Genomic DNA, 21,666 nt, shown 5'->3' on the forward strand with positions numbered 1-21,666 from the left:
GATAGTATGCATACTATCTAAAGGAGACGGTGTTTGACAGACATCGTCTTTTTTTATACCAAAAAGGATACCTCTTTAAAAAAAGAGGTATCCTTTTGTTTATTTAGGTAATGGTTTTAATAAACGTAGACCATTTAGTAGAACAATTAATGTACTGCCTTCGTGAGCGATAATACCAAGTGGTAAATTAAGGTTACCGAAGATATTTAGCAACACTAACAGTAGGACGATTAACATGGAAAAAATAATATTTTGTGTGACGACTTTGTCTAGTTTTTTAGAGACTTTATGGGCATAACTCAGTTTCGTTAAATCATTTTTCATCAATACAACGTCAGCTACATCAATCGCTACATCTGTCCCTTCCCCCATAGCAATACCAATGTTGGCTTTCACTAACGCTGGGGCATCGTTAACGCCATCGCCAATCATAGCTGTTTGGCCATATGTATCTTGCAGTTTGCTCACAATATCTGATTTGTTTTCAGGTAAGACATTTCCTACCACTTCATCCATATGTAACTGATTTGCTACAGCGATACCTGTTGATTCTGCATCTCCTGTAATCATTGTTGTATGGATACCTTGTTCTTTTAAGTAGGCGATCACAGGTTTAGCATGTTCATTAGGTAGGTCCATCATAGCAATCAAGCCAACAACAGTATTGTTTTCTGCAATATATACAACGGTTTTACCTTCAGTCATTAAGGTAGAAGTAGTGGATTTGATGGCTTCAGGCACTTGGCTAAACTGTGAAGGTTTACCAATGTTATAAAGATTTCCGTTGTAATGCGTCACTAATCCTGATCCAATCTGATTGTCTATCTCTAAGTCAATGTTTTCAGTTTCTTCTAACGCGTTTAAAATAGCATCTGCTAGAGGATGATTGGATAGTTTCTCCATAGCAATCACAATGTTTGTGTAGTGTTGTTGCTTAACTTGATCTGTTGTATGGAAAAGGACATCAGTTACTTCTGGTTTCCCTTCTGTTAGAGTGCCTGTTTTATCAAAGGCAATCGCTTTAATATCAGATAAGTTTGAAAGGAAGGAACCGCCTTTGAAAAGAACCCCTTCTTTAGCTAAGTTCGAGATGCCTGATAGAGTAGCTGGTATATCACTAGCAGCTAAGGCACAAGGAGAAGCGACGGTTAGAAACACCATTCCTTTGTAAAAACTAGTATGCCAAGAATAACCAAGTATAAAAGGAGTTAGAATGATGTAAAGAGTCACTAAGACGAGTACTAAAGTCACATACTTAGGTTCAAAACGTTTAATTTTAGTCGCTGTTTTTGATAAGTTGCTTTGGGAATCGCTGACGAGAGCCATGATTTTAGCGAAGACGGTGTCTTTGCTCTCTTTTGACACTTCCATGGTAATGGTACCAGTTCCATTGATGGTACTACCGTATATAGCGTCACCGATGACTTTATCTGCAGGCATACTTTCGCCATTGATAGAAGATTCATCAATCGTGGTAAATCCAGAAGTAATAATACCATCCGTTGGTACTTGATCCCCGTTTAATACCTGAACCAAATCACCCACTCTTAACTCAGCCACATCGACAATGGTAGTCGAACCATCTTCGTTGAATCGTCTTGCTTCTGTGGGATTCATTTTGAGCAGATTTGTAATTTCTCGTTTACTTTTTCCTTCAACGTAATCTTCTAAGAAATGAGCACCGGCAAAGATTAAAATAAGAAGCGCACCTTCTCGGAAGTCACCAATTAAAGCGGCACCGAATGCTGCTAGAGCCATGAGTACATGGACGTTCGGCGTGAATTTTTTATTGATGCTTGTTTGGATATAAGTGTCTTCAAAACCTTCAAAAATCACATGGTAGCCAGAAAGGAAAATAGTTAGGGTAGAAAAAATATTTTGCCAAAAACCGGTTGGGACGAAAAAACTAATGATAAATGTAGCAAGCCCCATGAAGAATAGGTAAACTGGTAACGCGCCATGTGAATGTTCATCAGTGTGATTATGTGGGTGTGTGTGTTCATGTTGGTGAGTCATAGTAATCCCTCCTAATAATTATATATGAATATATATTCATATGTTCATATATAATTATAAACGGGTTTAAAGACAATTGCAAGAATATATAGCAAAAAAAGAGGGACATCTTTAAGATGTCCCTCTTTTTTATCGAATCTATTCTTTTAAGTTAGATGACTTCTTTTTGTAAGTGGTCATAACGATGATTAGCAATATCAATTTCCCCGACTTTTTCTAGTCCGTTGTTAATATAAACTTTACGCGCACCATCGTTTCCTTGGTCACAATTTAAGCCTAATTTGGTTAAGTTATGTTTTTTTGCTTGTGTAGGAAGAGCATCAAGTAATTCAGTTGCTACTCCTTGCCCTCGGAATTTTTGAGAAGTTACTAGGGTGTCCAAATACCATTCTCCTTCAAACACTTCTGCTTCAGTAAACAAACGGTGATCACGAGACAACCCATTCTTTTCTAATAATTGAATGAAAGGTTCATCAATAACTTCTTCCCAGTGGTCTGGATAGCCAAATGCGACACCTGCTACTTCACCGTTAATCTCTTTTATCAGAGCATTATTGTAACCATAACGATAGTCTGGTTCTGTTTCAAAAGCTTCTACTAATAGGTCAATTACCCGTTCTTCTGGCAATTTGTTAAAAATATCTAATTCCATATCTCTTAAGACAATCATAACGAGTTCAATGGCTTCTCGTCCGTCACTTGGTTTTGCAAAACGAATCATAATCCTTATTCCTCCTAAAAATATCTGTCCTCACTCTAGCATGATGTTCTTTTGAGTGTCAAATAAGGACCATTCAGAATATAGAGAAAGTTATAGAAAAAGTGGGTTTGTGCTTGCAATTATAATTTAATATGAGTATAATGTGTTGGTACGTCAATTATTGACTTGTACTGTTTCAGAATGTGGGAGGAGAAATTTCCATCTCCATTAAACCACATCACGGACTTAAGGAGGTATGTCTCGTGGCAAAAAAAGTAGAAAAATTAGTTAAGTTACAAATTCCTGCGGGGAAAGCAACACCAGCACCACCAGTAGGACCAGCATTAGGTCAAGCGGGAGTTAACATCATGGGATTCACTAAAGAATTCAATGCTCGTACAGCAGACCAAGCAGGTTTAATTATTCCAGTTGTAATCTCAGTATATGAAGACCGTTCATTTACTTTCATTACAAAAACTCCACCAGCGGCTGTATTACTTAAAAAAGCGGCTAAAATTGATAAAGGTTCAGGTGAACCAAACTCTAAGAAAGTTGCAACAGTAACTAAAGACCAAGTGAAAGAAATAGCTGAAACTAAAATGCCAGATTTAAACGCAGCAGACGTTGAAGCAGCAATGCGCATGGTAGAAGGTACTGCAAGAAGCATGGGTATCACAGTAGAATAATTTACTGTCAATCCAGAACTTAGAGGAGACGTCTCATTCTTATCTATATTGCAAGATATAGAAGCATGGGAGGTTCATCCATCATAACCACAATCAAGGAGGAAATTCAAAAATGGCTAAAAAAAGCAAAAAAATGCAAGATGCATTAAAAAAAGTAGAAGTAATGAAAGAATATTCAGTAGCAGAAGCTGTCGCTTTAGCGAAAGATACTAACATTGCAAAATTTGACGCAACTGTAGAGGTTGCTTATAGATTAAACGTAGATCCTAAAAAAGCAGACCAACAAATCCGTGGAGCAGTAGTACTTCCAAACGGAACTGGTAAAACACAATCAGTTTTAGTGTTTGCTAAAGGCGAAAAAGCAAAAGAAGCAGAAGCTGCTGGCGCTGACTACGTAGGTGAAGATGACTTAGTAGCTAAAATTAAAGGTGGCTGGTTCGACTTTGACGTTGTAGTAGCAACACCTGACATGATGGCACAAGTTGGACAATTAGGACGCGTATTAGGACCTAAAGGTTTAATGCCTAACCCTAAAACTGGAACAGTAACAATGGACGTTACAAAAGCTATCGAAGAAGTTAAAGCTGGTAAAGTAACTTACCGCGTTGACAAACAAGGTAACATCCACGTTCCAATCGGAAAAGTTTCATTTGACGATGCTAAATTAATCGAAAACTTTGAAACAATCCACGATGTAATCTTAAAAGCTAAACCAGCTGCAGCTAAAGGTAACTACATCGAAAACTTAACAGTTACAACAACATTTGGACCTGGAGTTAAAGTAGACAAAGCTTCTTTCTAATTTAATCTATTTTAACTTGACTTAGACAATTGTACATGGTACAGTTGTCTAGGTTATAATAAATGTGCCGAAGACAGTAGGTGACGCAAGTCTTAATTTCCTGCCGAGGACCGTATTGAGTATTCAATAGTCCCTCTATGTCAACGGTGGCATGGAGTTTTTTTATGCAAAAAAACTCCACCATCTAACAATCCAGGAGGTGAAAATACATGAGTGAAGCATCAATCGCTAAAAAATCTCAAGAAGTTGACGTTGTTGCTGCAAAATTGAAAGAAGCTGCATCAGTAGTCGTTGTCGATTACCGTGGTTTAACAGTAGATCAAGCAACAAGTTTACGTAAACAATTACGTGAAGCCAACGTTGAGATGAAAGTTATCAAAAATGGTATCTTACGCCGTGCTGCTGAAAAAGCTGGCTTGGAAGGAATGGAAGACGTATTCGTTGGACCTACAGCCGTAGCATTCAGTAATGATGATGTGATTGCCCCTGCTAAAATCATGAATGATTTTTCAAAAGAGGCAGAAGCATTAGAAATCAAAGGTGGGGTAGTAGAAGGTAACGTTTCTTCAATTGAAGAAATTCTTGCACTTGCAAAATTACCAAACCGCGACGGTTTACTATCTATGTTACTATCAGTACTACAAGCGCCTGTACGCAATGTTGCATACGCAGTCAAAGCTGTTGCAGACGACAAAGAAGAAGAAGTAGCTTAATCCAATTAGCTGCTTAACTAAAAAAACTATCGTAAGATAAAATAACGGAGGAAATTACAATGGCATTAAATATTGAACAAATTGTTGCTGATTTAAAAGAATCAACAATCTTAGAATTAAACGACTTAGTTAAAGCAATCGAAGAAGAGTTTGGCGTTTCAGCTGCTGCTCCTGTAGCTGCTGCTGCTGAAGGTGGCGCTGCTGCTGCTGAACAAACTGAATTCACTGTAGAATTAACTGCAGCTGGAGACCAAAAAGTTAAAGTTATCAAAGCAGTTCGCGAAGCAACTGGTTTAGGACTTAAAGAAGCTAAAGCTGTAGTTGATGGAGCTCCATCAGCAGTTAAAGAAGGCATCTCTAAAGAAGAAGCAGAAGCATTAAAAGCTTCATTAGAAGAAGTTGGCGCTTCAATTACATTAAAATAATAATGTTTAAAAAGAAGGTATTTATACCTTCTTTTTTTTTATTTTCAAATAAATGATGGACTTTGTTATACTAAGGTAAGAGTGAATGGTTGAAACGAGGGACTTGTATGAGTTTATATTTAGAATTTCCAGAATGGGATTTGCCTTTTTCTTTTAGAACCTTTGAAAATGTAGGAGAAACAATTGTTTCTCCTCATTGGCACAAAGAAATTGAAATGATTTATGTTACTAAGGGATCAGTAAATATCGGTCACGATGATCAATTGATACAAGTGCATGAAGGAGAAGTGTTTATTTTTGGTAGTGGGGAACCACACTATTTTTTAGCTTCTCCCGGAAGTGTTAGGATTGTTTATCAATTTGATTTGGGTCTTTTTAGAGATGTTTTTATTAAAGAAACAGAACAAAAAGAACTATTAAAAACCTTTGAGAGGATTCATAATCATAGTAAACATTGGCCTAGTTCTGTGGTGTCATGTATAGTGCAACACCTAGAGATTTTATATGAAGAAGCACATTATCAGCCAAAGGGATTTGAGTATGCTATTTTTGGAGAATTATATCAACTGGTAGCTTGTTTCTACCGAGAGGTTCCAAAGAAGGAAGGAACGGTGATGAATAAGGATTTTGTTGCTGCGATTAAAAACAATGAGACGTTAGAGCGGTTGAACGCTATTTTTATTTTTATCGAAGAGAACTACAATGAAGGCATCACGTTAGATAGTGTCGCTCGATTTAGTGGTTTCAGTCCTTATTATTTTTCTCGTTTTTTCAAAAAAAATACAGGTCAAACTTTTATGCAATTTTTAACAGAATATCGAATCAATCAAGCGAAATACATATTAGCCCATGAAAGCTTACCAATGATAGAGGTAGCTGAAAAATCTGGCTTCAATAGTGTGAAAACATTTCACCATGTCTTTAAAGAGTATGTTGGAATGTCTCCTTTAAAGTATCAGAAGACAAAATTCGGGAATAATTAGCCATAAATTAGGGAAGAAAACCTTATCAATGTTTTGTATGCTAGAGATAGCAAAAAAACAATGATGGAGGTTTTTTTATTATGACATTGAAAATTGGGATTATTGGGTGTGGAGGTATTGCTAATGGGAAGCATATGCCTGCGTTAAGTAAAATAGAAAAAGTTGAAATGGCGGCTTTTTGTGATACGGACATTGAAAGAGCTGAACAAGCTAGAAATGATTACGGAGGTCCTAACAGTAGGGTTTACACCGATTATAGTGAGCTTTTAAAGGATGACAGCATTGATATTATTCATGTGTGTACACCGAATAATTCTCATAGTACTATTTCTATCGCTGGGATGAAAGCTAATAAACATGTCATGTGTGAAAAACCTATGGCAAAGACGAGTGAAGAAGCCAGAGCTATGTTAGAAGCATCTAGAGAAACAGGGAAGAAATTAACTATTGGTTACCAAAATAGGTTTAGAAAAGATGCGACTTATCTTCAAAGGGTTTGTTCAGAGGGTGAGTTAGGGGATATTTATTTAGGGAAGTCCCATGCGATTCGTCGTCGTGCAGTTCCGACTTGGGGGGTATTTTTAGATGAAGAAGCACAAGGGGGAGGCCCGTTGATTGATATTGGTACCCACGCATTGGACCTTACCTTGTGGATGATGAATAATTATAAACCAAAATATGTCGTAGGTAATACGTACCACGAATTATCAAAAACTAAAAACGCTGCGAATGCTTGGGGATCTTGGGATCCTGAGAAATTTACAGTAGAAGATTCCGCTTTTGGTTTTATTACTATGGAAAATGGTGCGAGTATTATCTTAGAATCGAGCTGGGCACTTAACAGTTTAGATGTGGATGAGGCGAAGACCAGTCTTTCTGGAACACAAGGTGGTGCTGATATGAAAGATGGCTTAACTTTGAATGGAGAGCATCACGGGTTGTTGTATCAGCAAAAGATAGAATTACAAACAGGAGGGGTGGCTTTTTACGATGGGGCAGAAGATGATCCTGCTTTACTAGAAGCCAAGTCTTGGATTGATGCGATAGTGAATGACACAGAGCCTGTGGTTAAGCCTGAAGAAGCTCTAGTAGTGACAGAAATTTTAGAGGCAATGTATCTATCTGCTGAACGAGGAGAGCCCGTATTTTTAAATAAATAAAGAAGGTGACGTAGGTTGATTAATGTAACGGTATGGAATGAGTTTAGGCATGAAAAAAGCGATAGTAAAGTCAAAGAGATTTACCCAAATGGGATTCATGAGCAGCTTCGCACTTTTCTAGAGGAAGATTTTGTCGTAAGAACAGCAACATTAGACGATGATGAACATGGTCTGACGGAAGAGGTGTTAAATGAAACAGATGTATTGATTTGGTGGGGGCATATCGCTCATGACGAAGTACAAGATGTGATTGTCAACAGAGTACATCAACGCGTCTTGGAAGGCATGGGGTTGATTGTTTTACATTCGGGCCATATGTCAAAATTATTTATTAAATTAATGGGAACAAGCTGTGACTTAAAATGGCGGGAAGCGGAAGAGCATTGTCGTATTTGGAATGTTAACCCAAGTCATCCCATTGTAGAAGGAATTGGGGAATACATTGAACTTGAAAAAGAGGAAATGTATGGCGAACATTTTGATATACCTACACCAGAGGACTTAATTTTTATTAATTGGTACCCAGGAGGAGAGGTTTTTCGAGGAGGATGTACGTATCGAAGAGGGAATGGGAAGATTTTTTATTTCCAGCCAGGACATGAGACCTATCCTTCTTATTATCATCCCAAGGTACAGCGAGTCATTCTGAATGCGGTTAATTGGTGTGCACCGATGGATAATTATTATCCCAATTATGGCAATCATCAACCTCTAGAAACACTATAAACGACTAAGAAAGGATGTTTACTATGAAATTAGGTGTATTTACACCATTATTTAATCATTTAGGATTTGAGGAAATGATTGATAAAGTAGCAGAGCAAGGTTTACAAATGGTTGAAATCGGGACAGGGGGGTCACCTGGTAAGGCTCATTGTGATGTAGATGCTTTATTGGCTAGCAGTGATGCAAGAAAAGAATACACCGCTAAATTGGCAGATAAAGGGTTAGGTATTAGTGCCTTTAGTGCACATCATAACCCTATTTCTCCTAAACTAAAAGAAGCACAAGAAGCAGATAGTCTTTTAAGAAAAACCATTAAATTAGCTTCATTAATGAATGTACCTGTGGTCAATGGGTTTTCTGGTGTGGCAGGAGGCAACGCGACAGATACCAGTGTTAACTGGCCTGTGTTACCTTGGCCAACAGACTACACGGACATCTATCATTATCAGTGGGAAGAAAAGTTAATCCCATACTGGAAAGGAATTAATGAAGAGTGTCATGCGGCGGGTGTAAAGATTGGGATTGAACTTCATGGCGGTTTTCTAGCGCACACACCGTATACTATGTTGAAACTACGAGATGCAGCTGGAGATAACATCGGTTGTAATTTGGATCCTTCTCATTTATGGTGGCAAGGAATAGACCCCGTTGGAGCTATCAAGATATTAGGTAAGGAAAACGCCATTCATCATTTTCATGCGAAGGATACTTACTTAGATCAAGAGAATATTAATATGTATGGCTTAACAGATATGCAATCGTATGGGAATGTACAAACGAGGGCTTGGACGTTCCGTTCTGTTGGGTGTGGTCATAGTATGCAAGAGTGGTCAGATATTGTGAGTGCATTGAGATTATATGGTTATGATTATGTTCTAAGTATCGAGCATGAAGACCCGTTGATGTCGATTGATGAAGGGTTTGCACGTGCGGTGAGGAATCTACAATCCATTATGATAAAAGATAACCCAACCGATATGTGGTGGGCCTAGATGAGGAGAGAAAGAGATGGAAACAATTAAGTTAGTGATTGTCGGTTACGGCGGTATGGGGAGTTATCATGCTCGTGAACTGATTAAAGAATCTGAGGGAATCCTTGTTCATGGGATATATGACGTAGACGATGTTCGTTTAGGTATGGGACAAGAGGCAGGGTTTAAGGTGTATTCTTCTTTGGAAGAGGTATTGTCAGATGAGGAAGTAGAAGCTGTTTTGATTGCGACACCTAATGATACGCACTGTGATATTGCTATCAAAGCGTTGGAAGCGGGAAAACACGTTGTTTGTGAAAAACCTGTAATGATGAGTACAGAGGAATTAGATGCTGTCTTATTAGTAGCCAAGGACACTGGAAAGGTATTTATGGTACATCAAAACCGTCGTTGGGATGCTGACTTTTTAATGATTGCCTCGTTGTATGAAACCCAACCAATAGGGGAGGTATTCCAACTAGAATCTCGAGTGCACGGTGCTAATGGTATCCCTGGCGATTGGCGTCATATGAAACAACACGGTGGTGGAATGCTTTTGGATTGGGGCGTTCACTTGTTAGATCAATTGTTATATTTTATTGATAGCCCTGTGAAGAAAGTCGCTGCTGATTTAAGTTTTATTCTAGGAGATGATGTAGATGATGGGTTCATTAGTTATTTAACCTTTGAGAACGGTGTCAAAGCGGTCGTTGAAGTGGGAACAACTAATTTTGTTACATTACCTCGTTGGTATATTAAGGGACTAGAAGGTTCAGGTGTTATTTATGATTGGGATCTATCAGGCCACATTGTTAAGCAGACAGGTGCTATTGACCACCATAATCTTATCCCGATAAAAGCTGGACAAGGTCTGACTAAAACAATGGCGCCACCGTCAGAAGAGGCAACGACACGCTTTGACTTACCTGAAGGAAAAGTAATGACCACAACGTTTTATCAAAATTTCCATGATGTCATCAGGAAAAATGCGGAACCTGTAGTGAAAAACACGGAGGTTCGCCGAGTGTTAGCGTTAATTGAGACAATATTTGAGGCTCATAATACGGGACAAGTGATGCCTTTTGAATAGGAAAGAAAGAGGGAGCTCAAAAGAGCTGCCTCTTTTTATCTAGACCAATACGCAAAAGGTCAACTTTGTGATAAAATCAAAGGTGTTAGAGGGGTGTTTTGTATGAAAGCAACAATGAAAGATGTAGCAGCTTTAGCTGGCGTTGGGGTGGGGACGGTGTCTCGTGTTATTAACGGGGTTAAGGTAAAAGAAGCCACGAAAGAAAAGGTAGAAGCTGCAATTAAAGAGTTAAATTACGAACCTAATGAATACGCTAGAGGGTTAAAAATGAACAAAACGCAAACCATTGCATTAATTATTCCAACGATATGGCATCCTTTTTTTGCAGAATTTGCCTATCATGTGGAACAATATTTAGCTAAAGAACATTATAAGGTATTGTTATGTAATGCAGATGGTGATCCTAAAAAAGAGGCAGAGTATGTGCAAATGGTTAAGCAAAATAAAGTGGATGGTATTATTGGCATTACTTATTCAGATATTGATAAATATGTATCTAGTAACATCCCATTTGTCAGTATTGACCGTCATTTCTCAGAAGACATTAATTATGTCACTTGTGATAATGAAGCAGGGGGACGTCTTGCTGCGAAGCATTTACTAGACTGTGGTGTGACATGTCCAGCTTATATTGGAAGCTATTCAACGTTTAAAAATGAAACGACTCATAGAAAAGAAGGGTTTACGAGTTATTTGAAAGAGCAAGGTGTTTCTTATCGGTTGCTTCATATGTCCGAACCTGTGCTGGATTTAGAGCAAACGATTCTGGCTTTTTTTGAGGAGTATCCTGAAATAGATGGCTTTCTCGGAGTAAACGACGTAATGGCGATGAATGTTATGTCTATTTTGACAACAAAGCTAGGCAAACGGGTACCAGAAGATGTCCAAGTGATGGGATTTGATGGAGTGAGGATGTACATGGAGCATCAACCTTATCTCAGTACGATTGTCCAACCTATCCAAGAGATGGCAAAAAAATCTGTGGATATATTGTTATCTAACGTGGCTTATAAGTCTACTTCTAAGAGAGTTGTTTTACCTATACAGTTATTTGAAGGAACAACTACGAAAAAAATAGGATAAAAATAGTTGACATCATTATTAAATGATGTTAACTTTATAACAGAAACGGAAACGTTTCCAAATTGATGGAGACGAAAGTAAAGGCAATGTTTTATCGAATTGTTTTTATTTTTAGTAAATAATTTGAACGTTCCAAAAAAGAAAGAGGGATATCAATGAAAAAAGTGTGGAAAATTAGTGCGTTAATGTTGGCCAGTGTAACATTGTTAGCTGCTTGTGGCGGCAACAAAGAAAAAGCTAAAAAAAATGACAATCCTGGAGATATTTCTGTATGGGTACAATTCTCAGATGAAACACCTGAAGGAGAAGCGTGGAAAGAGATTGTCGACAACTTCAATGAAGAAAACAAAGGAAAATACACGGTCACTACAGAGTATATCCCTCGTAGTGGAAGCGGTGGGGGTTATGAAGATAAGGTAAACGCAGCTGTGACGACTAAAACGTTACCAGACGTTATTACGTTAGACGGACCTAATACAGCAGCATATGCTCACTCAGGAGTGATTTCCCCGCTAGATGATTATCTAAAAGATGCTGATATGGATGATGTGTTAGAGAGTATTAAAACACAAGGAACTTATGACGGAAAAATGTATGCCTTTGGTTTCTCTGAATCAAATGTGGGAATCTATTACAATAAAACAATGTTCAAAGAAGCTGGTATCAAGGAATCTGAGTTACCAACTTTAGAAAAACCTTGGACTTGGTCAGAGTTTGAAAAAACAGCAGAAACATTACAAAAGACATTTGATGGACCAGTATTCGATATGCAAATTGCGAATAAAGATGAAATGTTGACATATGGCTACACGCCTTTTGTTTGGTCAAATGGTGGTAATTTAGTTAATGAAGATGGAACGCAAGCAGAAGGTGTTTTTAATTCTAAAGAAACAGTTGAGTCTTTAGAATTTATTCAAGGGTTGATTAAAAAGGATATCGTAGCGGTGACGCCAATTGAAAAAGGTTTCGAAACAGGGAAATACCCATTATATCTAAGTGGTTCATGGACAATGGCTGATTTAGAGGCTAACTACCAATCCCTTGATTACGGTATTCTACCTTATCCAGTCTCTGATACAACGAAAGAATTAGTCTCACCAACTGGTAGTTGGGAATTAGCAATGACAACTAGTACTGAGAAACAAGAAGCAGCTGCAGCCTTTATCGTTCATGCGACAAGTACTGAATCAAGTAAAATCCTGAGTTTAGGTAACAGTGTTTTACCAATTAGACATTCAACCATTGAATTAATCAAAGAGGACGTACCTGAAGGAATGAAATTCTTGATGGAACAAAACCAACAATCAGGACATGCTAGACCTGTTGTTGTTGCTTATCCTCAAGTATCAAGAGCGTTCCAACAAACGATTCAAGACATTACTTATTATGATCAAAACCCAGACGTTAAAAAAGTAGCGGATGAGCGTGCGAAAGAGATGCAACAAGCGATTGATAATTCGTTGAAAAAATAAGGAGATAAGAGGTGCTTACTTCGTTGAGTGAAGTAAGCATCCTTCTCTTAAAAGGAGGAACATCATGAACAAGAAACCAACACTAAAAGAAAATCTGATTGGTTATAGTTTTTTAGCACCGGCTCTTATTTTACTTAGTATTTTTCTATTAATTCCAATTGGTATGGTTTTCTATTATGCGTTTACAGACTATTACTTACTGACACCTGATGCCAGACAATTTGTAGGATTAGACAATTTCAAACGACTTGTTCAAGATCCTATCTTTATAAAAAGTGTCCTGAATACAGGGAAATTTGTCATATGGATTATCCCTGTCCAATTAGGAGCAGCTTTAGGTATGGCTTTGTTAATCAACAAGCAACGTAAAGGGAACATGTTTTTCAAAGTCGCATTTTTTGCTCCCGTTGTCATGTCCTTAGTTGTTATTTCTATTTTGTGGTTGTATTTGCTTAATCCAAACGATGGGCTGATCAATGCCTTATTGAATAAAGTAGGCATCTCTTCTCAACCGTTCTTAACAAGTCCGAATCAAGCCATGTATACCATTGTGTTTGTGTCTGCTTGGCAAGGAGCTGGTTATCAAATGTTATTATTATTAGGAGGCATGCAAAACATTCCACAAGACGTGTATGAAGCAGCTGAAATTGATGGTTTTTCTAAATTTCAACAATTTAGATACATCACATTACCTTTGTTGAAACCAACGGCTATTTTTGTTCTATTAACGACATTGATTTCTGCTTTCAAACTGATTGTACAACCAATGGTTATGACACAAGGAGGACCGATGAATTCAACGATGACAATGGTTTATTACATCTATCAAACTGGATTTACAGATCGTTTAGTAGGGTACTCAAGTTCTATTGCTCTTGTCTTTACAACCATGATTGGACTGATCACCATTGCCCAACGTAAATTGATTAAGGAGGATGACAACGGATGAAAAAGAGACTAACACCATGGAAAATGGTAGAGTATGTGTTACTATTTTTGCTCGCAGCCTTATTTATTTTTCCGATGCTTTGGATGGTTGTTTCATCCATGAAACCAGAAGCAGATGTGTTTAACAATTTAACCTCCTTTAAAGCTTTTTTACCAAGTTTGAATCCGGCCAATTGGTTTATAACTTATTCAGAGGTTATTTCACGATTTAGTGTAGGCACTTACTTGTTTAATAGTATTTTTTATGGGATTACTTTTGCTGCAGGTTCGATTTTTGTTAACTCTCTTGCAGGTTTTGCTTTTGCTAAATTGAATTTTACAGGAAAAAAATTCATTTTTGGATTATTGCTAGCTTTACTAATTATTCCAATGGAAACGATTTTGATTTCACAATTTACCGTCGTTAATGCACTAGGGTTAGTCAATACGAGATTAGCAGTGATACTACCAGCGATGGCTAGTGCTTTTAATATTTACCTTTTTAGAAACTTCTTTATCGCGATACCAGATGAAATTATCGAGTCAGCACAAATTGATGGTGCGACTATTTTTACTATTTTCTTTAAAATAATGTTGCCTATGTCAAAACCTGCGATTGCAACGGTGGGAGTTCTATCCTTCATAGGTAGCTGGAATGATTATATTTGGCCATTGATGGTTTTAACGGACAAGAGTAAGTTTTCAATGCAAGTGGCTATTACCACGATAAATACGACGCAACCAGTATACATTAACCAAGTTATGGCTGTGTTGACGATATCAACGATTCCGTTAATTGTGATTTATGTGATTGCTCAAAAATACATATTACAAGGTCTGGGTGGATCAGGCACGGGTATTAAATAAATATAGGAGGTTATTGTCATATGATGACTATAGAAAAAGCGAATGACTATATTCGGAAAAAAAAGGCGGATGTTAATCCGGAGTACCGACAAGGCATTCATTTAGCCGCTCCTGTTGGGTGGATGAATGATCCTAATGGTTTTGTCTATTATGAAGGTTATTATCATTTATTTTATCAATTTTATCCTTATGATAGTGTGTGGGGGCCGATGCATTGGGGGCATGCTAAGTCGAAGGATTTAATACACTGGGAAGAGTTACCTGTCGCTTTAGCACCAACAGAAGACTATGAGTTAGATGGTTGTTTTTCAGGGAGTGCTATAGTGAAAGATGGCGTATTATGCCTACTTTATACTGGTCATTATGACCGTGAAGGTGTTAGACGAGAAGTGCAATGTCTAGCAACTTCGACAGATGGCATTCATTTTGATAAGCATCCTAATAATCCTGTCATTGATGAAAGACAGCTAGGAAGTTATGGAGATAGTCAAGATTTTAGAGACCCTAAAGTATTAGAACGTGACGGGGCATACTATACGGTTTTAGCGACGAAAACGCCGAATGAATTAGGTCGTATCTTAATGTTCAAGTCAGAAGATTTACTCACTTGGACGTTTTATTCTGTGGTTTTAGAGGGGGAAGCGCATCAGGGAATTATGTGGGAGTGCCCTGATTTATTTCATCTAGATGGAAAAGACGTTCTTATTATGTCGCCTATTGAAATGAAGCAAGAAGGACACGCTTATGCTAACCTAAGTTCTACAGTAGCATTTATTGGGGAAATGAACTGGGAAACGGGGAAACTAAGGGTTGATAACTATCATGAAATAGACGGAGGATTGGATTTTTATGCTCCTCAAACCTGTGAGAACGAGGAGGGCGAGCGGATAATGGTTGCTTGGATGCAAATGTGGCAACGTAATTTTCCAACGCATGATTTAGGTCATGGCTGGGCGGGATGTATGACTCTTCCACGCCGATTACGCGTGGTTGATAACTATCTATGCCAAGAACCTATTAAAGAGTTAGAGACCTCTCTAACGCCAATAGTTCATGAAGACAATGCTACCTTTGGAGTAAGTGAAAGTAAAACATATCAAGATGTTCTTTCAAATCAAAGTGTCGTGGAAATTGAAGCAGTATTAACTGAAAAGGGACACGTTGAATTATCTTTATTAGAGACCGATAATGAAGCGTTTATAATTACATTGGACGGCAAGAATAATACTTTGGTTGCTAGTAGAAAAGATGTGGGACATTCTATTAAGGGTTTAGAAAAAGTCCATCTAACAGAGCGTCAAATAACACTACCATCTGATCAACGACAGCTAACTTTAAAAATAGTCATTGATACTTCTTCAATAGAAGTGTTTGTGAATCAACAACACAGCTTATCCTTTACCGTATTTCCAAAAGAAAGAGGGAAGGATCTAACTATCATGTCTAAAGGGATGGTAACTTTCGAGAGGATTCTGATTTCTGACGTTAATTAAGAAACGAAAGGAGTAGCTAATGCTAGCTCCTTTTTTTGTTTGGTGATTATAAAGGCCGAAAGAGGGAAGAAAAGATGACATAAAACACAATCTTATCAGACATTTTAGGTAAAAAAGGCTTTAATTAAGGAATAACGGTCTAGAAGAGTTGAGAAAAATGTGTGAAAGTCGTAAAATAGAGAGTAAATATAATCTTTTATTAGGAATTGGAGAATCTTATGAAACCAAATTACGTAGATGATAGTTTAGCTTTACATACGGATTTATATCAATTGAATATGATGAAAACTTATTGGGAACTTGGAAGAGCAGATCGTAATGCTGTGTTTGAGTGTTACTTTAGACAAATGCCATTTGACCATGGCTATGCTATCTACGCAGGATTAGAAAGAACCATACAGTATTTAGATAATTTAACGTTCTCAGAGTCAGACATTGATTATTTAAGAAGTGTGACAGAATATCCAGAAGCCTTTTTAACGTATTTAAAAGACTTTGAATTTAAGTGTACGGTACGTTCTGCTGTAGAAGGAGAAATGGTGTTTAATGATGAACCTATTTTTCAAGTAGAAGGGCCTTTAGCGCAATGTCAGTTGGTCGAAACGGCGATACTTAACATTATTAATTATCAGACACTTATTGCGACAAAAGCTGCAAGGATCAGAGCTGTATCTGGGGATGATCTATTGATGGAATTTGGCACAAGACGAGCGCAAGAATTGGATGCTGCTTTTTGGGGAACGAGAGCGGCTTATATTGGTGGGTTTGATGCAACCAGTAATGTTAGAGCGGGTAAAATGTTTGGCATCCCTGCATCGGGAACGCATGCTCACAGTTTGATTCAGTCTTATTTAGATGACTACGAAGGCTTTAAAGCCTACGCTCAAACACATAAAGACTGTGTCTTTTTAGTGGATACTTATGATACCCTACGTTCAGGTGTGCCTAACGCTATCAAAGTAGCTAATGAGATGGGTGACAAAATTAATTTCTTAGGGGTTAGAATTGATAGTGGTGACATGGCCTATATCTCTAAGAAAGTCAGAGAGCAATTGGATGATGCTGGTTATACAGAAGCTAAAATTTATGCGTCTAATGATTTGGATGAGTCAACGATTCTGAATCTAAAAATGCAAAAAGCAAAAATTGATGTGTGGGGTGTGGGAACAAAATTAATCACAGCTTACGATCAACCAGCCTTAGGAGCTGTGTATAAATTAGTTTCAATTGAAAACGACGAAGGTATTATGATTGATACCTTGAAGCTATCAAGCAATGCGGAGAAAGTAACCACACCAGGTAAAAAACAAGTATGGCGCATTACTAGAAGAGCCGATCACAAGTCAGAGGGAGATTATGTTACGTTATGGCATGAAGACCCAAGGAAAGAAAAAGAACTGTACATGTTTCATCCCTTACATACTTATATTAATAAAACGGTCACAGATTTTGATGCCCGTCCATTGTTAAGAGACATTTATGTGAAGGGTGAAAGGGTATACGATGTACCAGATTTAAAAGAAGTGAAAGACTATGCTAAAGGGAATTTGGATTCTCTTTGGGAAGAATACAAACGTAATCTGAATCCTCAAAAATACCCGGTAGATTTATCGTTAGAATGTTGGAACCATAAAATGTCTTCTATTGCAGATATTCGAAAAATGACACACAATCAATAAAAAAATAACCTGTCTTTCTCTTAAGGAAGACAGGTTATTTTTTATGGCCATTGTTTCTTTAAATAGTCTAAAGTAAGGAAACGTGTATTGGGAACTACAGGGATAGTATCCCCGAGATCTTCTTGTCTACCGACCCCAATAGGTAATGCACCGCTAGATGTGATAGCTGTTATTCCTGCGATGGAATCTTCTATCCCTATGCAGTGTTCAATTGGTACATCGAGAGCCTCCGCAGCGGCAAGGAAAATATCCGGTGCAGGTTTTCCTTTTGCGACAGAACTTGGATCGACAATAGCATCGAAATAAGAAGTGATACCCATTCTATCTAGAAGCAACGGCCCGTTCTTGCTGGCTGACGCTAAGGCGATTTTAATCTGGTTCTCTAGCAGTTCATCCAATAATTCTTTGATACCTGGAAAGACATCTTTTTCAGTGACATCTTCAATCATAGCTACGTACGTTTTGTTTTTAGTAAGTGCTAAGTCGTCAAACATTTCTTGTGATACAGTATCTGCTATTCCCCCATGTTCTAAGATTAAGCGAAGGGATTCTTCTCGACTAATGCCTTTTAAACCTTCGTTAAAATGTCTGTCAAAGGAGATATCAAGGGAGTCACCTAATTTTTTCCATGCGCTATAATGATAGTTTGCTGTGTCAATAATGACACCATCTAAATCAAATAAAACAGCCTCGAACATGTTATCACTCTTTCCGTGGTTATTTTTTCAAGTTAATATAACGTAGTAAATCTTCTAAATCATCAATCTCTTCTTGTATTTTCTGACCAACGGTTGTATCTTTTACCATTTTACGTTTAAGTGGTTTATCCACTACTTTTTTGATAGACAAAATATCGTCATGTTCAGCTACTACATGCTCGATAGAAGAGAAGGGTTTATGGGAAACGAGCTGCATACCAAATGAGTTATAAAGAAGGGTATATCCAGCCAACCCAGTTGTTTGTTGGTAAGGTTTAGAAAAACCGCCATCAATAACAATCATTTTGCCGTTTGCTTTGACAGGACTTTCTCCTTTAATGGCTTTAATAGGTGTGTGTCCATTGATAAGGTGACTGTCTTCGCTAGATAAGCCGAATTCATGTAATATCATATCGATGGTTTCTTCTTTTTCTCTTAAACTATAGTAAGGGTTTTTGATTTCTTCGTGAGTGCTTTTGTCAGAGATGAAGTATCTCTCAAAAGTTGTCATTTCTTTTTTACCAAACAGAGAAGAGTATTCGCCAGACCATAAGTACCATAAGATGTCTGTGGATAAGTCATCAGGTGTGTGTGGGTCTTTATACGCTGTTCTTAAAGCGTTTTCGAATAAATCCATCAACTCTTTTCCCTTGTAGGATTGATTGTTTAACGTGAAACTTTGGAAGTCGCCGTCTTTAGTGAGAGGAACGCATCCATGAATAAGTAAATTATCATTATAAACCAAATACATGCTTCCTTTTTCGAATAGGAAATCGGTATGGCGTTTTAATTTATCTGAGTGTATCGTGTTACTCACAATGCGCTGAATCACTTCTTCTTCTTCCTCTGATAATTTATTAGGGTTATCAGGTTGAATCGTGGCGAAACAGGTATTGGTTAAAGGATAGTGAGTTCCTTTAATAAAGGTTTCTAAGGTATCATAGTTTGTTTCGGTTAAAAGTAGTCGGTGAGACATGTTGAAATCTGGTCGACGATTGACTAATTGAGCTTCTAATTTGAATTGTAAAATAGCTGCGGCTTGGTGAATTTTAGTGATTTCTAAGGATTCTTCTGCACTTAATTCTTCACCATGAGGCAGTTTTGGCCTAAAGGCAGGGTTGTCATCGTAATATTTTTCAGCAAAAGTTAATAAGGGCCTCAAGTTAATCCCATAACGTTCTTCAATAATATCTAGATTGTTATAGCGAGCGGATATCCTGATAATGGTAAGTAAACAAATAGGCGAACCTGCGGCGGCTCCCATCCATAAAATGTCATGATTGCCCCATTGGATATCAACGGAATGGTAGTCCATCAATGTATCGATAATCTCGTCAGGTTTTGGACCACGGTCGTAGATATCTCCAACAACGTGCAGATGATCAACAACTAATCGTTGAATGGTAAAACTTAAACCGATAATTAAAGGTTCTGCTAAATCAAGTTCCATTACGTTACTGATGATTTGCTCATAGTAGTCATCTTTGTCATTTTGATCTGGTATTTGATAAAGTAATTCTTCAATAATATAGGCTAAATTAGTAGGTAGGGCTTTTCTTAATTTAGAGCGACTGTATTTTGAAGAAGAGAATTTGACTAATTTAATTAATTGCTTAATGGTTTTTTGATACCATAGATACGTTGTAGAATCTCTTAAAAAGATTAACCGTTCTTCAGGGTAATAAATCAGAGTGGCTAATTCTTTTTGCTCTGATGGGCTTAACTCGTCTTTAAATAAGACCCTTATTTTTTCTTTGATATTACCTGAACCGTTTCTTAAGATGTGCTGGAAGGCGTTAAATTCCCCATGGATATCGCTTACAAAATGTTCTGTACCTTTTGGTAAGTTTTGAATGGCTTTGAGGTTGATGATTTCACTCAGTATTTCTTCTCTGTTGTTAAAACGGGATTTTAGTAAATTGAAATATCTTTCTTGATTCATAATAGTTAACTATACCTGTTCCTTTTTTACTCCAATTATAAATTAAAAAAAACATAAGTCAAATCTATACCAATTTAATAAGAAGGAAGGAATGATGTTGTATTCTAATGAGATAATTTGTATAATTTACAAGAAATAGATTGAGGGGGAGAAGCATGAGAAATGAAATGATGCACAGACCAGTCGTAAACCAAGAAATATTAGATTTAATGAGAGTTCGTCAGCCACGTGTTGGAGGAGCTGTAGGTGAGATTCAAAATGAGGCGGAAACAAATGGCGTTCCAGTGATTCCGAACGAAACAGCCTCTTTTTTACGTTTCTTTTTAAAACAAATAAAAGCGAAAAAAGTATTGGAAATAGGTACAGCTGTTGGTTTTTCTGCAAGCTTGATGCTAGAAGCAATGGGTGAGTCTGCTCATGTGACAACGGTGGACCGTTTTGATGTAATGATACGTAAAGCCAAAGCCACGTTTGAAACATTAGGTGTAACGGATCAGATTACGTTGCTTGAAGGAGATGCGAAAGACATTCTTCCGGAACTAGAAGGACCATTTGATTTTGTTTTCATGGACAGTGCTAAGTCGAAATACATTGAGTTCTTACCAGAGTGTTTGCGAGTATTAAAAAAAGATGGCGTGATTATGATTGATGATGTGTTCCAAGCGGGAACGGTCATGTGGGACATTAAAGACATACCTAGAAGTCAGCGGACAATCTATCGTAAATTAAATCTATTATACGATACGGTATTAAATCATCCTGACTTAACAGTAACGATTCTACCTTTAGGTGATGGGGTACTGATGATTTCTAAGGACAAAGAAGAAGTTATCTTGGATATTGACTTAAAAAGTTAATTAATAACAAAAAAAGCAACTACCTAGGTAGTTGCTTTTCTTTATGTGAATGTTATGACGTCGCAGGAGGGATTCGAACCCCCGACCGTTCGCTTAGAAGGCGAATGCTCTATCCGGCTGAGCTACTGCGACATTTTGTTGTTTTGTCGTTTTTCAACAACATCTATATAATATAATTTTTTGAAGCATTAGTCAACAGTAATTTGAAAATAAAAATTAATTTATTTTTCATTAAAAAACAAGACTAAACTCATGAAAGATGAAAGATGTGAATATTTAATAATGTTTGAGGATTAATACTAGACAAAACTCGATTGATTGATATATAATGTTATAAGTATCGAACTGGTTTTGGGAGACCGATTCGGACGTAAAA

Annotated in this window: 20 protein-coding genes, 1 tRNA gene and 1 other annotated feature; of the genes, 16 read left to right on the forward strand and 5 right to left on the reverse strand. The window is 37.4% G+C overall.

Translation table 11 applies throughout. The features are described 5' to 3' along the window. Nucleotides 1–99: 99 nt before the first annotated feature. Both ACVWM0_RS01580 and ACVWM0_RS01585 read right to left on the reverse strand, forming a co-directional pair. Nucleotides 100–2,016, reverse strand: coding sequence for a heavy metal translocating P-type ATPase (locus tag ACVWM0_RS01580; RefSeq protein ID WP_476472904.1), 1,917 nt, complete (start codon nucleotides 2,014–2,016; stop codon nucleotides 100–102). Between the two features lie 151 nt (nucleotides 2,017–2,167). Then, nucleotides 2,168–2,737, reverse strand: coding sequence for a GNAT family N-acetyltransferase (locus ACVWM0_RS01585; protein WP_476472905.1), 570 nt, complete (start codon nucleotides 2,735–2,737; stop codon nucleotides 2,168–2,170). A 242-nt stretch (nucleotides 2,738–2,979) separates the two neighbouring features. Between ACVWM0_RS01585 and rplK the strand changes: the two genes are divergently transcribed. The 15 genes from rplK to ACVWM0_RS01660 all read left to right on the forward strand — a co-directional run bounded on the left by rplK (nucleotide 2,980) and on the right by ACVWM0_RS01660 (nucleotide 17,793). Then, nucleotides 2,980–3,402, forward strand: a complete 423-nt coding sequence (gene rplK, locus ACVWM0_RS01590; protein ID WP_476472906.1) for a 50S ribosomal protein L11 — start codon at nucleotides 2,980–2,982, stop codon at nucleotides 3,400–3,402. Between the two features lie 112 nt (nucleotides 3,403–3,514). Beyond that, on the forward strand, nucleotides 3,515–4,204 hold the full coding sequence (gene rplA / locus ACVWM0_RS01595) for a 50S ribosomal protein L1 (RefSeq protein WP_476472907.1): 690 nt from the start codon (nucleotides 3,515–3,517) through the stop codon (nucleotides 4,202–4,204). 49 nt (nucleotides 4,205–4,253) lie between these two features. Beyond that, nucleotides 4,254–4,376 (forward strand) — a sequence feature (ribosomal protein L10 leader region). 37 nt (nucleotides 4,377–4,413) lie between these two features. After that, on the forward strand, nucleotides 4,414–4,917 hold the full coding sequence (gene rplJ, locus ACVWM0_RS01600; RefSeq protein WP_476472908.1) for a 50S ribosomal protein L10: 504 nt from the start codon (nucleotides 4,414–4,416) through the stop codon (nucleotides 4,915–4,917). 59 nt (nucleotides 4,918–4,976) lie between these two features. Then, nucleotides 4,977–5,342, forward strand: coding sequence for a 50S ribosomal protein L7/L12 (gene rplL, locus ACVWM0_RS01605; RefSeq protein ID WP_476472909.1), 366 nt, complete (start codon nucleotides 4,977–4,979; stop codon nucleotides 5,340–5,342). Nucleotides 5,343–5,449: 107 nt separating this feature from the next. Continuing rightward, on the forward strand, nucleotides 5,450–6,325 hold the full coding sequence (locus tag ACVWM0_RS01610) for a helix-turn-helix transcriptional regulator (RefSeq protein ID WP_476472910.1): 876 nt from the start codon (nucleotides 5,450–5,452) through the stop codon (nucleotides 6,323–6,325). Nucleotides 6,326–6,405: 80 nt separating this feature from the next. After that, the gene (locus tag ACVWM0_RS01615) at nucleotides 6,406–7,485 is read left to right on the forward strand and encodes a Gfo/Idh/MocA family protein (RefSeq protein ID WP_476472911.1); all 1,080 of its coding nucleotides are present in this window, start codon (nucleotides 6,406–6,408) and stop codon (nucleotides 7,483–7,485) included. 15 nt (nucleotides 7,486–7,500) lie between these two features. Further along, nucleotides 7,501–8,211, forward strand: coding sequence for a ThuA domain-containing protein (locus ACVWM0_RS01620; RefSeq protein ID WP_476472912.1), 711 nt, complete (start codon nucleotides 7,501–7,503; stop codon nucleotides 8,209–8,211). A 23-nt stretch (nucleotides 8,212–8,234) separates the two neighbouring features. After that, nucleotides 8,235–9,203, forward strand: a complete 969-nt coding sequence (locus ACVWM0_RS01625) for a sugar phosphate isomerase/epimerase family protein (protein WP_476472913.1) — start codon at nucleotides 8,235–8,237, stop codon at nucleotides 9,201–9,203. Between the two features lie 16 nt (nucleotides 9,204–9,219). Next, on the forward strand, nucleotides 9,220–10,272 hold the full coding sequence (locus tag ACVWM0_RS01630) for a Gfo/Idh/MocA family oxidoreductase (protein WP_476472914.1): 1,053 nt from the start codon (nucleotides 9,220–9,222) through the stop codon (nucleotides 10,270–10,272). Between the two features lie 102 nt (nucleotides 10,273–10,374). Beyond that, nucleotides 10,375–11,355, forward strand: a complete 981-nt coding sequence (locus ACVWM0_RS01635) for a LacI family DNA-binding transcriptional regulator (RefSeq protein ID WP_476472915.1) — start codon at nucleotides 10,375–10,377, stop codon at nucleotides 11,353–11,355. 155 nt (nucleotides 11,356–11,510) lie between these two features. After that, entirely contained in the window at nucleotides 11,511–12,827 is a 1,317-nt protein-coding gene (locus ACVWM0_RS01640; RefSeq protein WP_476472916.1) for an ABC transporter substrate-binding protein, read from the forward strand. 64 nt (nucleotides 12,828–12,891) lie between these two features. Further along, entirely contained in the window at nucleotides 12,892–13,776 is an 885-nt protein-coding gene (locus ACVWM0_RS01645) for a carbohydrate ABC transporter permease (protein WP_476472917.1), read from the forward strand. After that, nucleotides 13,773–14,621, forward strand: a complete 849-nt coding sequence (locus ACVWM0_RS01650) for a carbohydrate ABC transporter permease (RefSeq protein WP_476472918.1) — start codon at nucleotides 13,773–13,775, stop codon at nucleotides 14,619–14,621. The genes ACVWM0_RS01645 and ACVWM0_RS01650 overlap by 4 nt, the downstream gene beginning before the upstream one ends. A 20-nt stretch (nucleotides 14,622–14,641) precedes the next feature. After that, on the forward strand, nucleotides 14,642–16,114 hold the full coding sequence (locus ACVWM0_RS01655; protein ID WP_476472919.1) for a glycoside hydrolase family 32 protein: 1,473 nt from the start codon (nucleotides 14,642–14,644) through the stop codon (nucleotides 16,112–16,114). Nucleotides 16,115–16,332: 218 nt separating this feature from the next. Beyond that, the gene (locus ACVWM0_RS01660) at nucleotides 16,333–17,793 is read left to right on the forward strand and encodes a nicotinate phosphoribosyltransferase (protein ID WP_476472920.1); all 1,461 of its coding nucleotides are present in this window, start codon (nucleotides 16,333–16,335) and stop codon (nucleotides 17,791–17,793) included. A 41-nt stretch (nucleotides 17,794–17,834) separates the two neighbouring features. On the opposite strand, the gene pgmB is transcribed toward ACVWM0_RS01660, so the two are convergent. Then, on the reverse strand, nucleotides 17,835–18,491 hold the full coding sequence (pgmB, locus tag ACVWM0_RS01665) for a beta-phosphoglucomutase (RefSeq protein ID WP_476472921.1): 657 nt from the start codon (nucleotides 18,489–18,491) through the stop codon (nucleotides 17,835–17,837). 19 nt (nucleotides 18,492–18,510) lie between these two features. Further along, nucleotides 18,511–20,433 carry a fructose-1,6-bisphosphatase gene (locus ACVWM0_RS01670; protein WP_476472922.1) on the reverse strand — a complete coding sequence of 641 codons (1,923 nt, stop codon included), beginning with the start codon at nucleotides 20,431–20,433 and terminating at the stop codon, nucleotides 18,511–18,513. A 155-nt stretch (nucleotides 20,434–20,588) separates the two neighbouring features. On the opposite strand from ACVWM0_RS01670, the gene ACVWM0_RS01675 reads away from it, so the two are divergent. Beyond that, entirely contained in the window at nucleotides 20,589–21,290 is a 702-nt protein-coding gene (locus ACVWM0_RS01675; RefSeq protein ID WP_476472923.1) for an O-methyltransferase, read from the forward strand. A 58-nt stretch (nucleotides 21,291–21,348) separates the two neighbouring features. On the opposite strand, the gene ACVWM0_RS01680 is transcribed toward ACVWM0_RS01675, so the two are convergent. Next, nucleotides 21,349–21,422, reverse strand: a tRNA-Arg gene (locus tag ACVWM0_RS01680). Nucleotides 21,423–21,666 lie beyond the last annotated feature (244 nt).

It is taken from the genome of Vagococcus sp. 211 (assembly GCF_056322705.1).